This window comes from Martinezella calliandrae, assembly GCF_030272695.1.
GTDB classification, from domain to species: Bacteria; Pseudomonadota; Alphaproteobacteria; order Rhizobiales; family Rhizobiaceae; genus Rhizobium; species Rhizobium calliandrae.
Map to the genome: position 1 here is coordinate 41,226 of NZ_JARFYN010000045.1, position 16,165 is coordinate 57,390.

The 16,165-nt window shown below is 56.0% G+C and carries 13 protein-coding genes and 3 pseudogenes; 2 read left to right on the top strand and 14 right to left on the bottom strand.

Annotation, left to right across the window (positions count from 1 at the left end; all coding sequences use genetic code 11):
* Positions 1 to 43: 43 nt before the first annotated feature.
* A pseudogene (locus PY650_RS26725) lies at positions 44 to 187 on the top strand (IS5-like element ISNeu3 family transposase); the annotation flags it as partial.
* 51 nt (positions 188 to 238) lie between these two features.
* On the opposite strand, the gene PY650_RS26730 reads toward PY650_RS26725, so the two are convergent.
* A complete protein-coding gene (locus tag PY650_RS26730) occupies positions 239 to 1,795 on the bottom strand; it encodes an ISL3 family transposase (RefSeq protein WP_285882610.1) in 1,557 nt (518 codons plus the stop codon).
* Positions 1,796 to 1,884: 89 nt separating this feature from the next.
* Here PY650_RS26730 and PY650_RS26735 point away from each other — a divergent pair.
* Positions 1,885 to 2,001 (top strand): annotated as a pseudogene (locus tag PY650_RS26735) (transposase); the annotation flags it as partial.
* Positions 2,002 to 2,310: 309 nt separating this feature from the next.
* Here the strand turns inward: PY650_RS26735 and PY650_RS26740 are convergent.
* The 13 genes and pseudogenes from PY650_RS26740 to PY650_RS26800 all read right to left on the bottom strand — a co-directional run bounded on the left by PY650_RS26740 (position 2,311) and on the right by PY650_RS26800 (position 15,962).
* Entirely contained in the window at positions 2,311 to 3,258 is a 948-nt protein-coding gene (locus PY650_RS26740) for a hypothetical protein (RefSeq protein WP_285882611.1), read from the bottom strand.
* On the bottom strand, positions 3,255 to 4,343 hold the full coding sequence (locus PY650_RS26745) for an AAA family ATPase (protein ID WP_285882612.1): 1,089 nt from the start codon (positions 4,341 to 4,343) through the stop codon (positions 3,255 to 3,257). The genes PY650_RS26740 and PY650_RS26745 overlap by 4 nt, the downstream gene beginning before the upstream one ends.
* Positions 4,340 to 5,527: a DUF262 domain-containing protein gene (locus PY650_RS26750; protein ID WP_285882614.1), complete on the bottom strand. Its 1,188-nt coding sequence runs from the start codon at positions 5,525 to 5,527 to the stop codon at positions 4,340 to 4,342. Before PY650_RS26750 ends, PY650_RS26745 begins: the two co-directional genes overlap by 4 nt.
* Positions 5,528 to 5,997: 470 nt before the next feature.
* A complete protein-coding gene (locus PY650_RS26755; RefSeq protein ID WP_285882627.1) occupies positions 5,998 to 7,260 on the bottom strand; it encodes a DUF763 domain-containing protein in 1,263 nt (420 codons plus the stop codon).
* On the bottom strand, positions 7,257 to 7,799 hold the full coding sequence (locus PY650_RS26760) for an AAA family ATPase (protein WP_490390932.1): 543 nt from the start codon (positions 7,797 to 7,799) through the stop codon (positions 7,257 to 7,259). Before PY650_RS26760 ends, PY650_RS26755 begins: the two co-directional genes overlap by 4 nt.
* 430 nt (positions 7,800 to 8,229) lie before the next feature.
* On the bottom strand, positions 8,230 to 9,564 hold the full coding sequence (locus PY650_RS26765; RefSeq protein WP_285882616.1) for a hypothetical protein: 1,335 nt from the start codon (positions 9,562 to 9,564) through the stop codon (positions 8,230 to 8,232).
* Between the two features lie 2 nt (positions 9,565 to 9,566).
* Entirely contained in the window at positions 9,567 to 10,607 is a 1,041-nt protein-coding gene (locus PY650_RS26770; protein WP_285882617.1) for a radical SAM family protein, read from the bottom strand.
* The gene (locus PY650_RS26775) at positions 10,604 to 11,206 is read right to left on the bottom strand and encodes a DUF4186 family protein (RefSeq protein ID WP_285882618.1); all 603 of its coding nucleotides are present in this window, start codon (positions 11,204 to 11,206) and stop codon (positions 10,604 to 10,606) included. Before PY650_RS26775 ends, PY650_RS26770 begins: the two co-directional genes overlap by 4 nt.
* A 10-nt stretch (positions 11,207 to 11,216) precedes the next feature.
* Positions 11,217 to 12,659 (bottom strand): XRE family transcriptional regulator, encoded by a 1,443-nt coding sequence (locus PY650_RS26780; RefSeq protein WP_285882620.1) that lies wholly within the window; start codon positions 12,657 to 12,659, stop codon positions 11,217 to 11,219.
* The gene (locus tag PY650_RS26785) at positions 12,656 to 13,093 is read right to left on the bottom strand and encodes a DUF6932 family protein (RefSeq protein ID WP_285882621.1); all 438 of its coding nucleotides are present in this window, start codon (positions 13,091 to 13,093) and stop codon (positions 12,656 to 12,658) included. The genes PY650_RS26780 and PY650_RS26785 overlap by 4 nt, the downstream gene beginning before the upstream one ends.
* Positions 13,094 to 13,237: 144 nt before the next feature.
* On the bottom strand, positions 13,238 to 14,410 hold the full coding sequence (locus PY650_RS26790) for a M48 family metalloprotease (RefSeq protein ID WP_285882622.1): 1,173 nt from the start codon (positions 14,408 to 14,410) through the stop codon (positions 13,238 to 13,240).
* A 98-nt stretch (positions 14,411 to 14,508) separates the two neighbouring features.
* A pseudogene (locus PY650_RS26795) lies at positions 14,509 to 14,745 on the bottom strand (helix-turn-helix domain-containing protein); the annotation flags it as partial.
* Positions 14,746 to 14,768: 23 nt separating this feature from the next.
* Positions 14,769 to 15,962, bottom strand: a complete 1,194-nt coding sequence (locus PY650_RS26800; protein ID WP_285882623.1) for a hypothetical protein — start codon at positions 15,960 to 15,962, stop codon at positions 14,769 to 14,771.
* Positions 15,963 to 16,165 lie beyond the last annotated feature (203 nt).

Genomic DNA, 16,165 nt, shown 5'->3' on the forward strand with positions numbered 1-16,165 from the left:
ATTGCTGATTCATAGGGCACCGTGTTGATCACGGAGGCCGGTCATGGCGGTTAGGCGATATGAGTTGAGCGAAGCTCAATGGCTGAAGATAGCATCCCTGTTGCCCGGGAAGATTGGCGATCCGGGACGAAGCGGCGCGGATAACCGCCTGTTCATCAACGGTTGCCTTTGGGTTTTGCGCTCCGGTGTCAATCGGCTTCCAAATTTGGCTCTGACGCAGTTTTGGTGGTGATGGATTTTATCCCGCGCCGATGACGCGGGCTTGGAGGAGATCAATTTTTCCGCGGCCGTACATCTGGCGTTTCACAAGTTTGAGCTTGGTGATCTGCCCCTCCGTCTGGCCGTTCGACCATGGCGAAGTAATCGCGGCGCTGACGGCTGCACGGTCTTTAATGACGCCGTTGGCGAAGGAGGCTACCAAACCCGTTCGGGCTCTCTCCAACCATGGATCGAGATCAGCGAGTGATTTCTTGCGGATCATCGCCTGGAAGGCGGCGATGGCTTCCCGCGCCTCAACGAGTAACGGCACGCCGCCCTCAATCGCCGCAACCGTCACGGTCTCAGATTTGGAGAGGTCGTCGCGACCGATGGTCATAAGACGCGCGATGGTCCTGGCCGAAGGCGCTCGGCTCAACGCGCCCGCATCGACCTTTTCTGCTTTTCGACGGCGTGTGGCCCACTCGGTGACAACGCGAAGACAGCCGCGGAACCCTTGGCTCTTGAGTTGCCGCCACAGCTCCGTTCCATTCCGGTGCCCGGCCGTCCATTGAGCGTCAAGCCAGGGCAGGTAGAGTTCGAGCGAGTTCTCACGGACGCGGAAGACATCCGAACGTTGACCACGCAGTACGCGTCGGACAAGGCCGCGACTGTATCCGGTCCGGCGTACGATCTCCTTGATTGTTGCTCCGGACTTGGCCATGTCGAGAATAGCGGCGTTGGTGTCTTCACGGCGAAGATATCCCTCGTATTGGATCCGCTCGGCGGCCGTCAGCAGCTCGGGGTTGATCGTGGCGGCTCCGATCGCGGTTCGGATCTGGCGCATGGATTTGCGCACCGCATCGAGGAATGCCCGGCTGGCGTTTTCCATTAAGTGCCAGCGGTCAGCGACCTGGGTGGCGTGTGGCAACGCCCTGACTGCAGCCGTCGCGTAACCACCGCCGCGGTCGCGAGCTACGATGCTGATCTGGGGTTGGTCCGAAAGCCAAGCCTGGGCCGTCGATGGCTCCCGATCTGGCAGGAGAGCAATGGTTTTGCGCCGTTCCAGATCGCAGATGATGGTCCCATAGCGTTGGTTACGTCGCCACGCCCAATCGTCGATCCCGATCACGGTCGGCGGGACAAAGCGCGGACTGCCGCGCCGCCGCACGACGCGCAGCAGCGTATCGTTGCTTACCGGCAACATCAGCCTCTTGGCAAAGGTCGCCGCTGGCCTGCCACCCAGTGCAAGCCCGAGATGATGGACTATGTGGTCGAGCCTGGCGGTTCGCCGCGCCGAAGGCGCGAGAATGTCCCCCTCGAAGCGCTCGGCGAAGATTCTCCGGCCGCACAACACTGCATCGCAGTGGAACCGGCGCGCTTCAATGACAAGCCGAACGGGCTTTCCCACCAAGGGCAGGTCAGCCAGACGTCGTTGATATCGACTGTGGATTCGTTCCGACCTTGTTCCACAGATCGGGCAAAGGCTTGCTTTGCGCGCCGACCGGACTGCGATCAACATTACGTCGTCATCAATAGCTGTATTGTCGACTATAAAGCCGCGAGGGACGATCGTCGACGGTCGGAGCGAATGGCCCATGGTGTTGATTCCTTGTGTGAAACCTCCATCAGCCAGCACTTGATTTCATCAAAAGTGAGTCAGAGCCAAATTTGCACGCCGGAACACACTCCGGCGCGCATTGGCGCGACCTGCCGGAGCGCTACGGCAAATGGAAAACGGTGCATAAACACTTTAGCCGCTGGTGTCATGCGGGCGTGTGGGAGCGGGTGTTCGAAACGCTAACTTGCGGCCGCTTCTCTAGCGTTAAATCCACGGTTCTCACACTGTCTATATTGACGTCCATATAGACAGATCATCCAGTTCGCCTCACTTCTCAGCAAGGCGGCCCTCCTCGGATGCATACCCCACAGCAACTCAAGTGATTGGTTAGACGCGGTTACTTCGAATGGAACCGGGTCCCGTCGAAAAAACGCAAAAGTGGATCTAAATCGAGCGCAAATCGACAACATGGCTTATGCTGAAGCCATCTGCGAGATACTCATTCGGCCAAATATGCGCCTATCGGCGCCATTGGAAAGCCGTGCACTTCAAATTTATATCGTTAGATGATGGCAGAAGATGCCCACTACGATCTTTCCCCCGGTCGGAACGTCGTCGGGTGAGATATGAATCCGATTCTGATGCGGCTCAAGCTTGGTGTGCCACCAGAAATAGCGCTCATTGCCATCGACTACGATACGACGCTCGCGACGTGCCTGCGCATTTTGCTTTGTGCCGCCATTCTCGTCTGAAATTTCTATCCCTAGCGATCCGAACTCGGCTGGGACGTGTTGCCAAGATCCGCTGAAAATACGCCGCCCTTCGTCCGACAAGCCACCCAAGTGCTGAACGATCACTCGTACCAAATCGCGATATTGCCCCGTCATTGTCCGAATTCCGGTCCAGCAATCTCCCACAAATTTCAAATTCTTGAACGACGCCGATGCAAGCTCAGCCAACGCCGCCGGCGAACCAGTATGTTCGGAGCCAACCCATCTGTAGAAGAGTTCGGAATGCCGATCGGTTTCCACAAACCATACCGGCCGAGTAACCGTACTGTTCAGAACCTCATGAAGGCCCGTAGGGCCTCGTGTCGAAGAAGATATACAGGCGATGATCTCTGTCTGGGGATTCGAGTTACGGAAGTGCGCCCAGGCTACCGACGGACGACTTTGGAAAGCTTGGCCATTAACTGACACGTTAAAATCGGCCGGCCAATCCTCGCCTTCGTCCCAGCGTGCTAGAGTGCCAAATGCCGCTGCTGCTCGCTCTTGCATTTCCTTTGGGAGGACGATTGGGGACGTGGCGTCGCAAAGATCCCAAAAGGTCAGCTCGCCAAGGATCGGTGTCTCAAAAAACTCACTGGAATAAAGTACTTCCCGACGGTCGAGGGCAGCATCGTCGATCCGATCAAGAAACTGTTCGAGCACCTCAATGCCGTCGGACGGGGCAAGGCCATCCAGGCTTAGCGACCTTTCGTCCAGAACGAAGCGTATCGTCATCGCGATCTTCGGACCCGGTTCAGGCGTGCTACGTCAAGTTGATATTGGTCAAAGAAGCCGGGCGGCCAATCTGAAAACCCGCCTGATGGAGTGAAAACAAGTGGCTGTGCCGGTAGGTCTGGATCTTCAAAGAAATGAACGATTCCGCTCTCGGACTTCAGAATTTGTTGCTCACCGATTGCACGTCTAATGCCATTCAATACATGATCCGAATGCGTTTCCAACACGATCTGGACCCCAGCGCTCGCCATCCTTGCAAGAAAAATTCCCACCGCTGACTGACCTGCCGGATGGAGATGTGCTTCGGGATTCTCGACGATCAACAGCCCACCGTCAGCGGCGGTCAAAGCGGCCACAACGATAGGAAGTGCGTAAGTTACGCCGAAGCCCATATTGGTAGGCCTTACGAACTCGCCGCCCGGCACCCTAAACGCTATACTCGCGACCCCGGTGTCAGGGAAGGTGGACGTGTCGATTTGGACCGGCCGTACGATAGCCGACAGCCACTGCTCCGCCTGGGCCTTCAACAAAGGCGGAATTTCTTCATCCGAGGGGAAGAGCCGCCCATGCTCAACGATTTGCGTCCCCAATTTCTCAATCACCTGAGCCGTGTATTGTCCCTGCCAACCTACCTGAAGCTTGTCCCGGGGTAGGGCGGCGGACGACTGCACGATCCGGGGTCCCAGTCGCTCGGCACCAAGGTACTGAAATCGTGACGCGGAGCCATGAGAAAACGTCTCGCCCCCCGTAAAAGGAAGAGTCACGGACGCATAGAGTTCGGTGTCTCCTTCCTCAAACGTCCACGAAGCCCTTTGCCCTCCGGTTTGCTCAATCTCTACAGAGAAGTAGCTATCCGCTGCGTTTCTGTTGATCAGGCTCTCAAACCATCCAAGCTCAAGGCCGAATGGGCCATTTAATTCGGCGATCCCGTCGCCGCGCTGGCTCGCTGCCACAGCAAGCAATAACGCGTGAATGGTCGACGTTTTTCCCGAACCGTTTTGCCCCGCTAAAACTGTGAGCGGCCGAAATGTCAGAGTTTCTGATTTGAACCTTTTAAAATCGCGAATCGAGAGTGAGGTGATCATCCTACGATCGCCTCGACGCGCTCCCGGGTCATATTTAGACGACGCTCAATTTTTCGAACATCACCCGTTCCCGCTCGAACCGCACTGTCGTAGTTGGGGTCGTCAAATAGGGACCGGAAAGCGGTAACGATCTCGCTCTTATGAGGTAACAGCTGCTGGATATCATACTCAGCCAAAGCTAGCGCCTGGGCCTCAAAAATTGCGCGGTTTATCGGGCCGCGTCTCAACGCACTCGGTGGCCAGCGGCGGAAAGCTGCTTCTTCAAGAATGGCGGCACAGTTCTGCATTGACCGCTCGAATGCAGCCTCGAGCGCAAATAGATTCACGGGCGACAGGAGGTCCGCTCGGGCCGCATCTATCTGACGCGTGAAATCAAGCAGAAAGCCATCAAGACTGGCGGCCTTTTCATATTCCGCGATTGGCACGGATCGAAACGCACAAAATCTGAGCGCCATCTCACGATCGGCCATTCTCTGATTGTCTCGGACCAATACCCCCGCCTGATCTTTCGTCCAGAAGGTAAAGGTTGTCGCCCTGTCAAAGCTGTCGCGCTCGACGAGCGATTTCAAGAAGTCGCGAGAGATTGTTTTGCTCATACAGTGGCGAATCTCCTGAGCAGTCAACGGGCTGCCCCCGGTATTCACCCTGTTAAAGATGTCATACTTAACTTCGTCCGGAGTTTGCGGCTCAATCACATGCGCAACAATCTGCGTGCTAGCAAATCGTCTCCGAACAGGAGCCTCCAAAGTATCATACGTTAGTCCCTCGAGATCCTTCAGATATTCAAGGTGCGTATCGTGAAGTGACAGGGAATTAGACATAAAGAGCTTGACGGTTGTTAGCCGCTGAACGCCATCAATGACTTGGTGGGCGCCGTGTTTGTCCTGATTGAAATAAAATGCCGGCAATGGAATACCGAGCAAAATCGACTCGATCAATCTGATCTGTTGGCGGTCTTTCCAGACAAAGCTTCTCTGGAAATCGGGCGCCAAATCGAGTTCGTCCTGTTCAATCTGACTGTAGATTTCCCGAATCGTGAAGTTCTTTGTCGTGATACGAATCTGTTTCGGATCCCAGGGCTTCACGCCCTCAGTCTCCGTTTCCTCCGGCTCGACGGCAACCTCAAATTGGGTCGTCAACGGGGCAAACAAATCGTTGGCGTTTTCGGGCTGCGCTGCGCTCATAATTCTCTTCTCAATTGGTAAGACTTTGTATTCTGGATTAGTGCATCCTACAAGATAAAGGCTACCCTCGGCAAAACCACCACTCTTGCCGCACTGCAGAAATTTGCAAATTATTCCAAAGCAGCCCGATGTGACCTTGACCTGACTGAAATGAACGCGCTCCAGACCGGGCCGGTAGTCTAATCGGTCTCCTCGCTTACATCTACCTCGACCTCGTGCAGCGTTCAGTTTCGAATTCGAAAGCTGGAGGTTGCCACTATCGATGCAGCGAGCGCAACCATGCTTTTGTCGAAGGCAATACGATCGCACACAATCTGTCTATCCGCCGTCGACCAAAGCGCCTGGTCATTTGGTGGTCCCCCAATGGATAGCAGCAGGCCACTTATGGCGATGAGGGGATGCCCCGATCCGGGATAGTGAAAACTCGTCGGACAAGGACTTCAAGATCGATGCTCACGCCGATCGTGGCTCTACTCTTCACAAACTTTTGGTTCGAGATCGACTTCATGTCCAAATATGGACCGACCTCCAAACTCAGCCGAATGCCGGAATTCACCCGCGATGATTTCTTTGAGATCAGGCCCTGTCACGTAGCGCTCCAATTGTCGGGCCTGGTCGTCAAGACGCTTTATGGCAAGCAATTCTTCATGCTGGCCTAGCCGCCCCTTCTTCACCGCCGATTTCATCACTCGGATTGTCTCATCGTAGATTTTAATTGGAACGGGATAAGGGTGCCGATCCTTTCCACCGTGGGCAAGGGAGAAGCGAGCTGGATCAGAAAAGCGGCAGGGCGCCCCATGAATGACTTCGGCAACCATCGCCAGGGCACTTACGGTTCGGGGGCCAACATTCGGGGTGAGCAGCAGATCTGCAAAGTCCTTCGGCCCGCGGTCGGCTGCAGCCGCAAGATTGCCATGCAACCGCCCCATGTTTACATCACACTCTCGAACATCGTGCCGCATCGGCATCACCAGATGGGGCAGAGACAACTGGGGCTCGACCATCATCGGACGCGGCCGATCTTCCCCTGTTATTTTGTAGAACTCATCAGCTATTTTGTCGGGACCAAGTTTGTCCAGGAGCTCGAGCTGTGCGTCCCTCGAGGTACTCGCCCTTGTATCGGCGAGATTCATGATCAGTCCCTGTTCACGTCCCTCAATTGCGGCGTGAGGGGAATTCAGAAAGCTTTTCAAACCCTCTGAGTGCCAGTGATATCGCCTTGCCTGGCGTCGCTCACCATTCATCCCTTGCTGGACGACGACCCAGTTTCCGTCGGTCGTCGTAATGAAACCGTGCAAGTAAAGGTCGAAGCCGTCCTGGACTGCTGCACTGTCCACCTTGGCAACGAGGCGGCTTGTGGACGCGAGCCGATTACCATCGAAACCGGTGCGGTCGGCAATTGCAAGCAGTTCTGAGGGTGTCTTTCGAGACTGAGCGCCGCGTCCACCACAGACGTATATGCCGAGGTCGTCCCCCCGAGCGGATAAGCCTCGCTTGAGCGCTCCGAGAACGCTCGTCGTTATCCCCGAAGAGTGCCAGTCCATACCCATAACAGCGCCGAATGATTGGAACCAGAAGGGATGGGAAAGCCGGCGAAGAAACTCGTCGCGCCCATAGTGGAGAACGATAGCCTCCGCTATTATCGTCCCAAGGCGGGTCATCCGCTCGCCAAGCCATGCGGGAACCCGACCACCGTGGAGAGGCAGGTCCGCGCTGCCCGTCCGTTGGGTCATGATGCGATCCAACCGTTGATCTGGCTAAGGCAAGCTTCAACCACCTGTTCGAATGGCGCCTCGGCGTCGATGACGGCATGAGCGCGATCCGGAAGGCTTTGCGCAAGATCTGCTTCGACGACATGGGCGCCTGCACGGTCAAGATCCGCAGCATCCGCACGAGATTGCACTCGGCGGCGCTGAACGTCCTCACTCACGGACAGATGGATTAGCCTTGCCGCAGCCGGCGACACAATCTGCTCTAGCCGACTGAAGATGTCGACATGCCGTATGCCGTCAACGAGCAAATCCTCACTGGCGCGGTAGTCGACAAACTCGAGTACCGCGCGGCAAAAGCCGTCAGGATCTGATTCCACGAGACGCTGTCCCACGTCTTGGAGCGCCTCCCGGGAATTTGGGTCACCGCCTACTTTGAGGATTTCCGCGCGGAGGTATTGGCCAAACCCTGTTCGTTTCCATTGAAGTTTGTCGCCTACCGACGCGATAACCGAAGACTTTCCGCTTCCGATTTTGCCGGAGAAACAGACGACCAATGCCATCAAAATAGCTCCAGCTGTCGGGGGCGAAGCGAGACCCAGCCACGGCGATCCCGCTTGTCGAATGGGAGCGGCTCTATCGCTGAGGGGTTTTCGAGTTCGATGAGCGTGGCGAAAGACGACGTTTCTTTTTCTGACCAGAATTCGTCAGCTGCGAGAATAGCGCTGCCGTATGTCTGCCTGATCGAGCCAATCGGTTCGTTCTCAAGATCGAAATACCATATGCGGCTCGCCAGTGCGACGCCGCATATTGGGCCAGCGACCTCTTTGAGGAGGATGATATCGCCTTCCAGGACCTCATCGAACGGTGCACACCGATTGCGGCTGAAGCGGGACTCAATCTTCTTTTCGCCGTTCAGAACCAAGTCCAGATAGGGCTGAGAAAATACGGCTAAATGAACCCCGCAGAGAAATGGGTCATTGCTCGCCGACCTCATGTAGTCGGCCCAGAACGAACTTCCGGCAGTCCTTTTGAGAAGTTGGTCGAACCGTATTTGCATGTGAGGCCCTCGGAGAAAGGCGACGAAGGCAACGTCGCGCGCTCTTCCGCTGCCTCCTGGTCCGAAAGCCTCTTCAGAACGTCCGCAATACGCTCGACCTCCGCAGCCTCGATGTTGTTACTCCACAAAGGCTGTCGAGAACCACCGTTAAATTCGCTTTTGCACAGTGACAAAGCCGCCTCGGCGACGAGCTCCGGATTGCTTGACGCAAAGAAACGATTTCCTGACGTTACCACCGACGAATTTCGCCGTTGCGGATCTCGTCGGCTCACCGTCGGCAAGATGTCTCCCTCGACCAGCGAACTGAGCGCCGAGGAGCAGCGCGCCGGAGCGCTTCGCCGCACAAAAAGACGCATCCGGCCGATCGTGAACTCACTCCATTCACGCTTGCGGGAGACGAAAAGACTGGAATCGGTCGTAGCTATCCGAACCTTCTCGAAGATGAAGAGATCACCGCGGCGCCACCGTCTCGCGGCGCCTATCCCGGCGGCAGATAGAGCGTTTTGCTCAAAGAATGGTGTCTCGTAGTGAAGGGAAAGGGGCTTCACCGAATGCAAGCGCAGTCCAAGCCGGCCCGCGCGTCGGATCAGTGTTGCCTGATCTTCGGCTGCGGATGGTCTCACACCCTCTGGGGGCAAACTGATGAACACGAGACCACCCACGCCGACTGTATGGGCCGCGATTGCGAGCATGGGCTTGACGAAATCCAAGTACCAAGGGGGATCCACAATAACGGCCCCTGCCCCCATTTGCGGATAGGGCGACGCGCAAAATTGGAGATTCAATGCCTGCTCCGCAGCATCATTCAACGCCTTGAGCCTCTGGGTGACAGAGTTGTTCTCACCGATGAAGATGAGCCTGCGATTGATCGGAAGATGGAGCGCTTCGACAGCAACGCCAGGCGTCCCAAACAAAATAATAGGAGTCCCGGTACACGCCATTTCATCGGCGACTTCCAGAAGATGCTGCGATGTATCCGGACAAAATCTCCATTCATATTCGACCGGATGCGGCAGGGGAAGCATCGTGCGAGTGACACGCATGGTATCGTCCCGAACGCTTGCCTGGGTCTGCAAGGCACCTACCATGTTCGGGTCAATCAGACCGCTCTCGGATAGCCTGCTGATCGATTGAAGCACCACCGTGGGATAGACGCTTGGAAGCGCATTCAGCAGGGCGTGAAAAGTCAAGGCTGGCTGGCACGATAGGGCGAGTACTCGCTCGTCAATTCGCTGTTCGAAATCAGCACTTGCCCAAACCCGCGTCATTGTCAGCGAACTCCTCGTATCTCCAAGGGCACAGACGCAATCGGAAGCGCTCGCATTTCAACGTTGAAGCGCTTCTCTATTTCCTCATTCCATGCTGCGATCGCGTCCTGCTGGACAGCCAAACTTATTTGGCGCTCGTCATTTGCGGCGAGCCGCGCACCGACCGGCGAAAAAACTCGTATCTCGAGTGGAATTGTTCTGAGCGGCAGATGAGGATCGAGTTCCTGAAGCCGGTCGACGAGGCTGCGAACTCCGGCCGCCACACCCTGACCACGAGGCGAGGTTAGGGTTACGTATCCATAGAGATCGAGGCCAAGGTCGAGCAGCCGCCGCATGATGGCAAACTGATTGGCAAAATCACTCTCAGCGGCTTTGGTGTTGAATGCGAACGAATAGGGATCGAAGCCCTTGAAGCAGCAGACACGTCCATAATTTCGATAGCTGCGCAGGAGCGCTAGGTCGTCCGTGGTCAGCTTGTCGAAAAGATATGTCGTGCTCAGATTGTCATCGGTCCAAAGGTAGGTTGACTGATCAAGGCCGCGATCCTTTAGCGCCCTCATCATCCACGGCGTCCACTCGGGAACGAGGTCTGGCGAACCTCCGGAGAGGTCGATGACGGTCGGCCGTTCGGGAATTTCAGCGTAAAGCTTGACGAGCTCGTCAGCGGAGAACCATGACGAGCGAGCGAGATCGGCTTTGAGGAGTGCATCGGGAACGAAGCAATACCAACAGCGCCAGGCGCATGCGGCGTTCTGAAAGACCTGAGCGGTCATCATCGCCGGCGGCTCGACGATACCAAGCGCAGAGCAGGCCGGGATGATCGGCAGAGGATTTGGTGGCCAATTCTCCGACGTCTGGAACTTGAAGTGGCGGATCCGGCCGTAGCCGTCGCAGTTCGTCGGCGCGGTAAGATCTACTTCCTGATCCGATCCGGACAAGCGCGAAATCAGGATCTTTCGTTCCTGAACATTGATCGCGCGAGCACGCAGTCGCTCGGCGAATTTTTCGGTGTCGATCGGCTTAACAGGAAGAGCTGGCGTCATAGGAGGGCCGCTGCCTCCGCAGTTGCCCGGCTCCGAGGTGGGACCTTCGTTGGGGATGCGCTCAGCCCCGGCAGGCGCTTATTCAGAAACATTTCGATGAGCGCCTGACAATAGGTCAGTTCTTCTTCTGTGAGCGGCCTACCTTTTGGAATGGCATGCCAGTATTCCAAGCATGTCCGGCAGCAAGTTGCCGTAGCGTGTTGCGCATAAAAAATGGCGTTCCCACTCATCGGAGTCTGACGGCCATCTCGGGCTGGCTCTGCTGGAGCGAGATACTTTTCGAGGCGCGCCCGAACGGCCTCGAACAACGCCAGCCGCCCCTTTCTGCGAGCATGGCGATCAGCACCCTCGTCGATCTCCTTGTGGAAGAAGTGATGTCGGATGAGCTCGTGCTGCAGAGCCTCGAAAGTATGTGCCGCATCGCCAAGGTCTCGCCGCTTCAAACGCGACCAATCGACGAGATCGGCCTCGCACGCTCGACATTTTCCTCGTTGCTCATCCGACATTTTCTTAAGCTGCTTGAAGCAGTGAAGGTCGTTGTCGCAATCAACAGCAGTGCAGCTGATTTTAAGCGGCTCGGGTTTCTTGAATTCGCTCATCGAAGACTCCTCAATGCAGGATGCGTTCAAGCAAATTGCGATCTATTTCACTTTCAACCTTGGCGGGGAATCTTTCAAGGAACACGTCTCGCGCGGTCACCCAAGGATCACTGTCATCCGACTGGAGATTGGCTGCAGCACCCCACCAGTTGATGCCCTGCCAGGAAAGCCGAAAGGCCAGGTAGTTTGCCAAGGCGCCGACACTGACACCGTATTCCGCGGCGATTTCCGGAACGACGGTCTTCAGTCTCGGTACCGAATTACGAGCTGCCTCGACACAAGCCTGCGCCAATTCTTCCGCTTGGTTGTTCAGGCTTGCGTCACCTGCAAACTGGCTCGCGGCGATCTCCTCGTCAGAGTTTCGTCGTTCGGCCGACGTCTCATCCGCCTCGATAACTTCCAAAGTGGGCGCATCAGGCTGCTGACCAGCATGAAAGAGTTCGTGCAAGAGATCGAAAAGCCAGCGCGCCTCATGACGCGAGGTTTGCTTCAAGACGACGACGTTGCGGTAATCGTAACGCCAGCATGCACCGTGAAATGTACCTCGGTCGCGAAGCGGCAACACCGGGACGCCAAGGTCCCATGCATAGTGAAGCGCAGACCGAAGCTCGAACTCGCCATACGCCTTAATCACCGATTCGCGAAATACGCCGGGGTCCAGCGGGATCTGCCCACTGGGAAGATCTGCACAAGAACGCATCACTGTCACCGCAAGATAGTGTGCGTAGGCAGCGTAAGCTGTCGTAGTTCTTTGAGACCGGTTTGCAGGCATCTTGAAGCGCGCCTGGGCGGCCGCAAGGTGGGGCGCCTGTAGCGCAGAGGCCCCGAGCAGATTTTCCCGTGTCCAGCCGAATATCCGCTGCAGAACTTCACTGGCCTTCTGCAGGATTTGGCCTTGATCCTCAACCTTAACCTCTCCCGACAAGCGGGCATTGTCCGCCGGCGGCAGCAACCGCGTAAGGACAAAATCGCGATCAAGACCGACCTGACGCAATTTCGCGAAGAGGCTGTCGACAGAAATCGCAGGCAACGGCAACAGGATGTCATTGCGGATTCTCACGCCAATTGCGTTCGCGACGTCCTGCAGTCTCTGCAGACTTGCCGAGCTGTATCGATCCGCTTCATAACGTTGGATTTGCTGCTCCTTAAGATTGAGCCGATCAGCGAGGTCCTTCTGGCTAAGGCCCGATGCAATACGTGCTTTGATGAGGCCCTCGGCCAACCCTTCGAACGAATCGAGGGTGATCACCGAAAGATCCGAAGCCTTCAGGCTCTCATACTCGTCAAGCTCCCGCTCCAGATCGGCGATCTGGCTCTCAAGCGCGTCTCGTTCAGCCTGTACAAGACGCGGATGGACTCCCGCTCTGCCCTGAAGGGAAAACTCGGTCAGCGCCTTCTTAAACTTCTCAGCCTGCGAGCGGGTAATCTTAAACTGCCGTTCGTTGGTGATCATGGCAGACTCCTTAGATTCAATTCCACCACGCCCTTCGGCACGCCATTGCGATCACTTTGAAAAAACTCCCTATAGGTTACTCCTGGAGCAGCTTGCCAAGATGCCGGGAAGAGCTCACCGCCATATTTGAACTTCATCGCTGCGCGTTGGTCCTTGAAGTCCAGGAGGACGGGATCGAGAAGATCCGGGTTCACGCCGGTCGTATCCCAAGCACCGTCATAGTCACTGGGAAGTTCCTTCTGTGAAATGAAGCTGCCGTCTAACAACACAATCCTGCAGCCGGCAGTCGACAAATTCTTAAGCGCCGCACCGAGGCCAGCTATAAGACGTCGGCGTTGTTCATTGCCTGAGAAATAGAGCTGCACTTCTTGCCAAGTGGCCTGGTGGACACCTGGGGGAAGATAACCAGTCGATGAGTCGATCGGTGGAAACATGACACAACAATATCGTTGTGTTCCGCGAGTGTCAATCCGGGTCCGCTCCGCAAAGCTCCGAGCTCGGCAGGCGACAAATCCCCGAAAATGTTAGTATGTGGCTCGTCATAAGGTCAGTGCTGAAAATCGGCTTAGGGCGCGATATCAGTAAGGTCGCTCTTGGGCGATCTCCCAGTCGTCGGGCATCCGCGACGCGAATTCGTGGAATGGCCAAACCTCCATGATCGGCTCCAATTCCAACATTATGCATCGGAGAACATTCATCGCGGAACTGCAAAAGTCGACCGTCGACTGGTGTAATCCCACGTCGAGTATATGACGGTGCATGATTTTGTTCGCCCGATCTAGGAAATCAGGATGAGTATCGAAACGAGGGTTGTGAAAGATCTTCTCTTTCACCTTTCGAAACAGCTCAATGGCGCCCAAAAGGAGCACTCCCCCGGCCCCGGTCCAGAGATAAGGATTTTGCAGTTCAAATCCCTGAATCGCCTTGTAAGCGACAGTGGCTTCGATCTTCTCACAAAGTTTTACAGCAAACAGATCGGCTTCGAACTCTTCTTCCTTCGGCGAGAGCTGACCTTCCAAGCTCCTTCCATGATCCAGACAATGATGTCCGAGCTCATGCGCAAGGCCAAATATCTCCATCGCAATTGCCATTTGTTCCATTAGGAGCACTTCTTCTCGGGTCGACGGCCGAAAATCCGTCAAAATGTGCGTGCCGGTCAGCGCATAAGAAGTGAAAATTCGCCACCAGTATCTCACCAGATCAGGCCTGCGTCGTAGTTGCTGTCGAAGTCCCTTCTCGTTGTAGCCAATACCCGTCTCAAACGGCAGGAGGTTGCAGGTTCGCACATATGCCCTAGCGACCAGACCGCAAAACCGCGTGAAATGCGTACCCATCGCAATTATGGATTGATCGGTCATCACCACGTTGATTTTAGAAATTAGTGGTCCCGATTTAGGCTCCACCACAAAATGTGCGCTTTGCGCGACAGCATGTTGCGCCGGCGATAACCCGGAGAGCAGTGCATCAACCACGCGGGCCAACATCACCTCGGAATGCCGACTTACACCGGGGCTGGTGACCGGGGCGTCCAATGCACGCTCGTGTGTCCGGCTTTGCATAGCCGCAATCTCGTCGGCTCTCCAACCGGCGGCTTGAAAGGCCTCCACGCGTGCTGCCCTCTCAGTATCACTCGGTAAATGGTCCGGATCATCAAATGCAGACCAATCGTTCTTCCGCGCCCGGTCCAACATCTGTTTCCACAGGTCAACGGCAGCAACCTTATTCGAATGTTCCACTCTCCCGCCCTTCATTGTGCTCCTCACCAAACAACTTTTCCGACTTGTTTGGCTGATTTATCTTCCTCGCTACGCAAGAACACTCGTTGAGAGACGGTTGGCATCCTTGGTGCTCACAGAATGCCCCATGCCCGAAACCTCCCCCTCCCCCGTCATCTCGCGCAACCCAAGCTCCTCGACCATCCTCAGCGCCGCCCGCGGCGTCACCTTGAGTGTCTCGGCGATCATGTCGGCCGAGACCAGCGGCCGAGACATCACCAGTTCGATCAGGCCCGCCAGATTTGACGTCGAGCGCCGGCCGACCGGGGGCGCTCCATCTGCTTTGCGAGCGCCAATCGGTCATGCTCCTGAGGCCAAATCGGGGGCCGCCGGCTTATTGCAGGGCGTTGAATTCCGCTTCAACGTTATTCAGCTCAGCCCGCGAAGGCGTGAAGGGGCTTGGGAATGTGCGCTGCTCGCAGAACTGCGTCGCCTCATCCTCGGTCTTGCGGTAAGCCTGCATTTCGACGAGCACGCAGAGCCGCTTATCGGCTCCCGCCCACCTCGCGGTGCAGGTCGCCTTCATAGCCATGGGATCGGAAGCAGGAGCCTTGCCCATCTCCGCCTGCCAGCAGGCGGCGACAATGTCTTGCTTCATCACCTCAAGACCAAGCGCAAAGTTCTTTTCGTCCTTGTCGGGCCCATCGGTGAATTTGTTCGCAGCGTAGAAGAAGTAGCTCGGATGATTGGTTCCCATGATATTGGCGGTGCGCCCGTCCGGAAGCTTAATCTGCTTCACGTCGAGAATCCCGAGATTGACGTTGAAGAGGCGCTTGAACCAGCTTCGCATCGGAGACCCGAGTGCCATGATCGGCTTCGCCTCTGGTGCATTTGCCGTTTTTGTCCAAAGGTTAAGCAGCGGTACCCCGTAGGTATCGAATGTGCCATTGTAAATTCCGGACTCGTCCAAACGTTGCCCATCACCTGCAGGTGCTGCGACAGGCACCACATCAAGGATTGCGCCGTAGAGCTCATAGTCGCTCTTCGGAATTCCGTTCTCACCAAGCAGGCTTGTCCATCGGTTGGTCGTGTTCGAGTTGAGATAGTCCTGCTTCTCAAGAACGAGCGTGAGCGGCGGAAAGTCCATGACTTCCAGCGAGCGGTTGTTCAGCATCGGGAGGCCGAGCGGCAGGAGGAAGCGCCAGTCGTAGCGCCATTTGCCAGCGCTATTGAAACCGCGTGCCAACGCCAGCGCAACGTCGCCCAACCCGAGAAACGCCTCATACCGATCTACGAAACCGATCGGTTCAGGCCCAGTCAACTTTGCGATATAGCTCCCATTTTCCATAGAGACAGTGGCCGTGGTCGACGAAAACCCGTCACGTCTTAGGGAGTCATTGAGATAGTGCTCGACAGTGTGCTCAAGGGACCATGAGCGGTAGCAAACATTGCTGCAATTATTCGGGAAAGAATAGAGGTCAGTGATGCGCTGCGCATCACCGAGCTGAATTTCATTTTCGGCAGCCGCCGCGATCCCGGCGAATGATATGAGAGAGGCTGCGATACAATGCACGATCTTACGTTTCATGATGCTCCCTCCAGTTTTTCTTATGCTGCCGTGGAGTTATCAATTCGGCAAGGTACGTGTGGCCGATTTGGTGGCAGGGTTTCAGTAAGGGGCTGTTGAAAAAATCTCATGTATCTGATTCAATTGAGTTATCGTTGATTCTCTGGAGCCTTCCGATGCTCGGCCGTAAGGAACGCGATCAGCTCGAACTCTACATGTGCGGC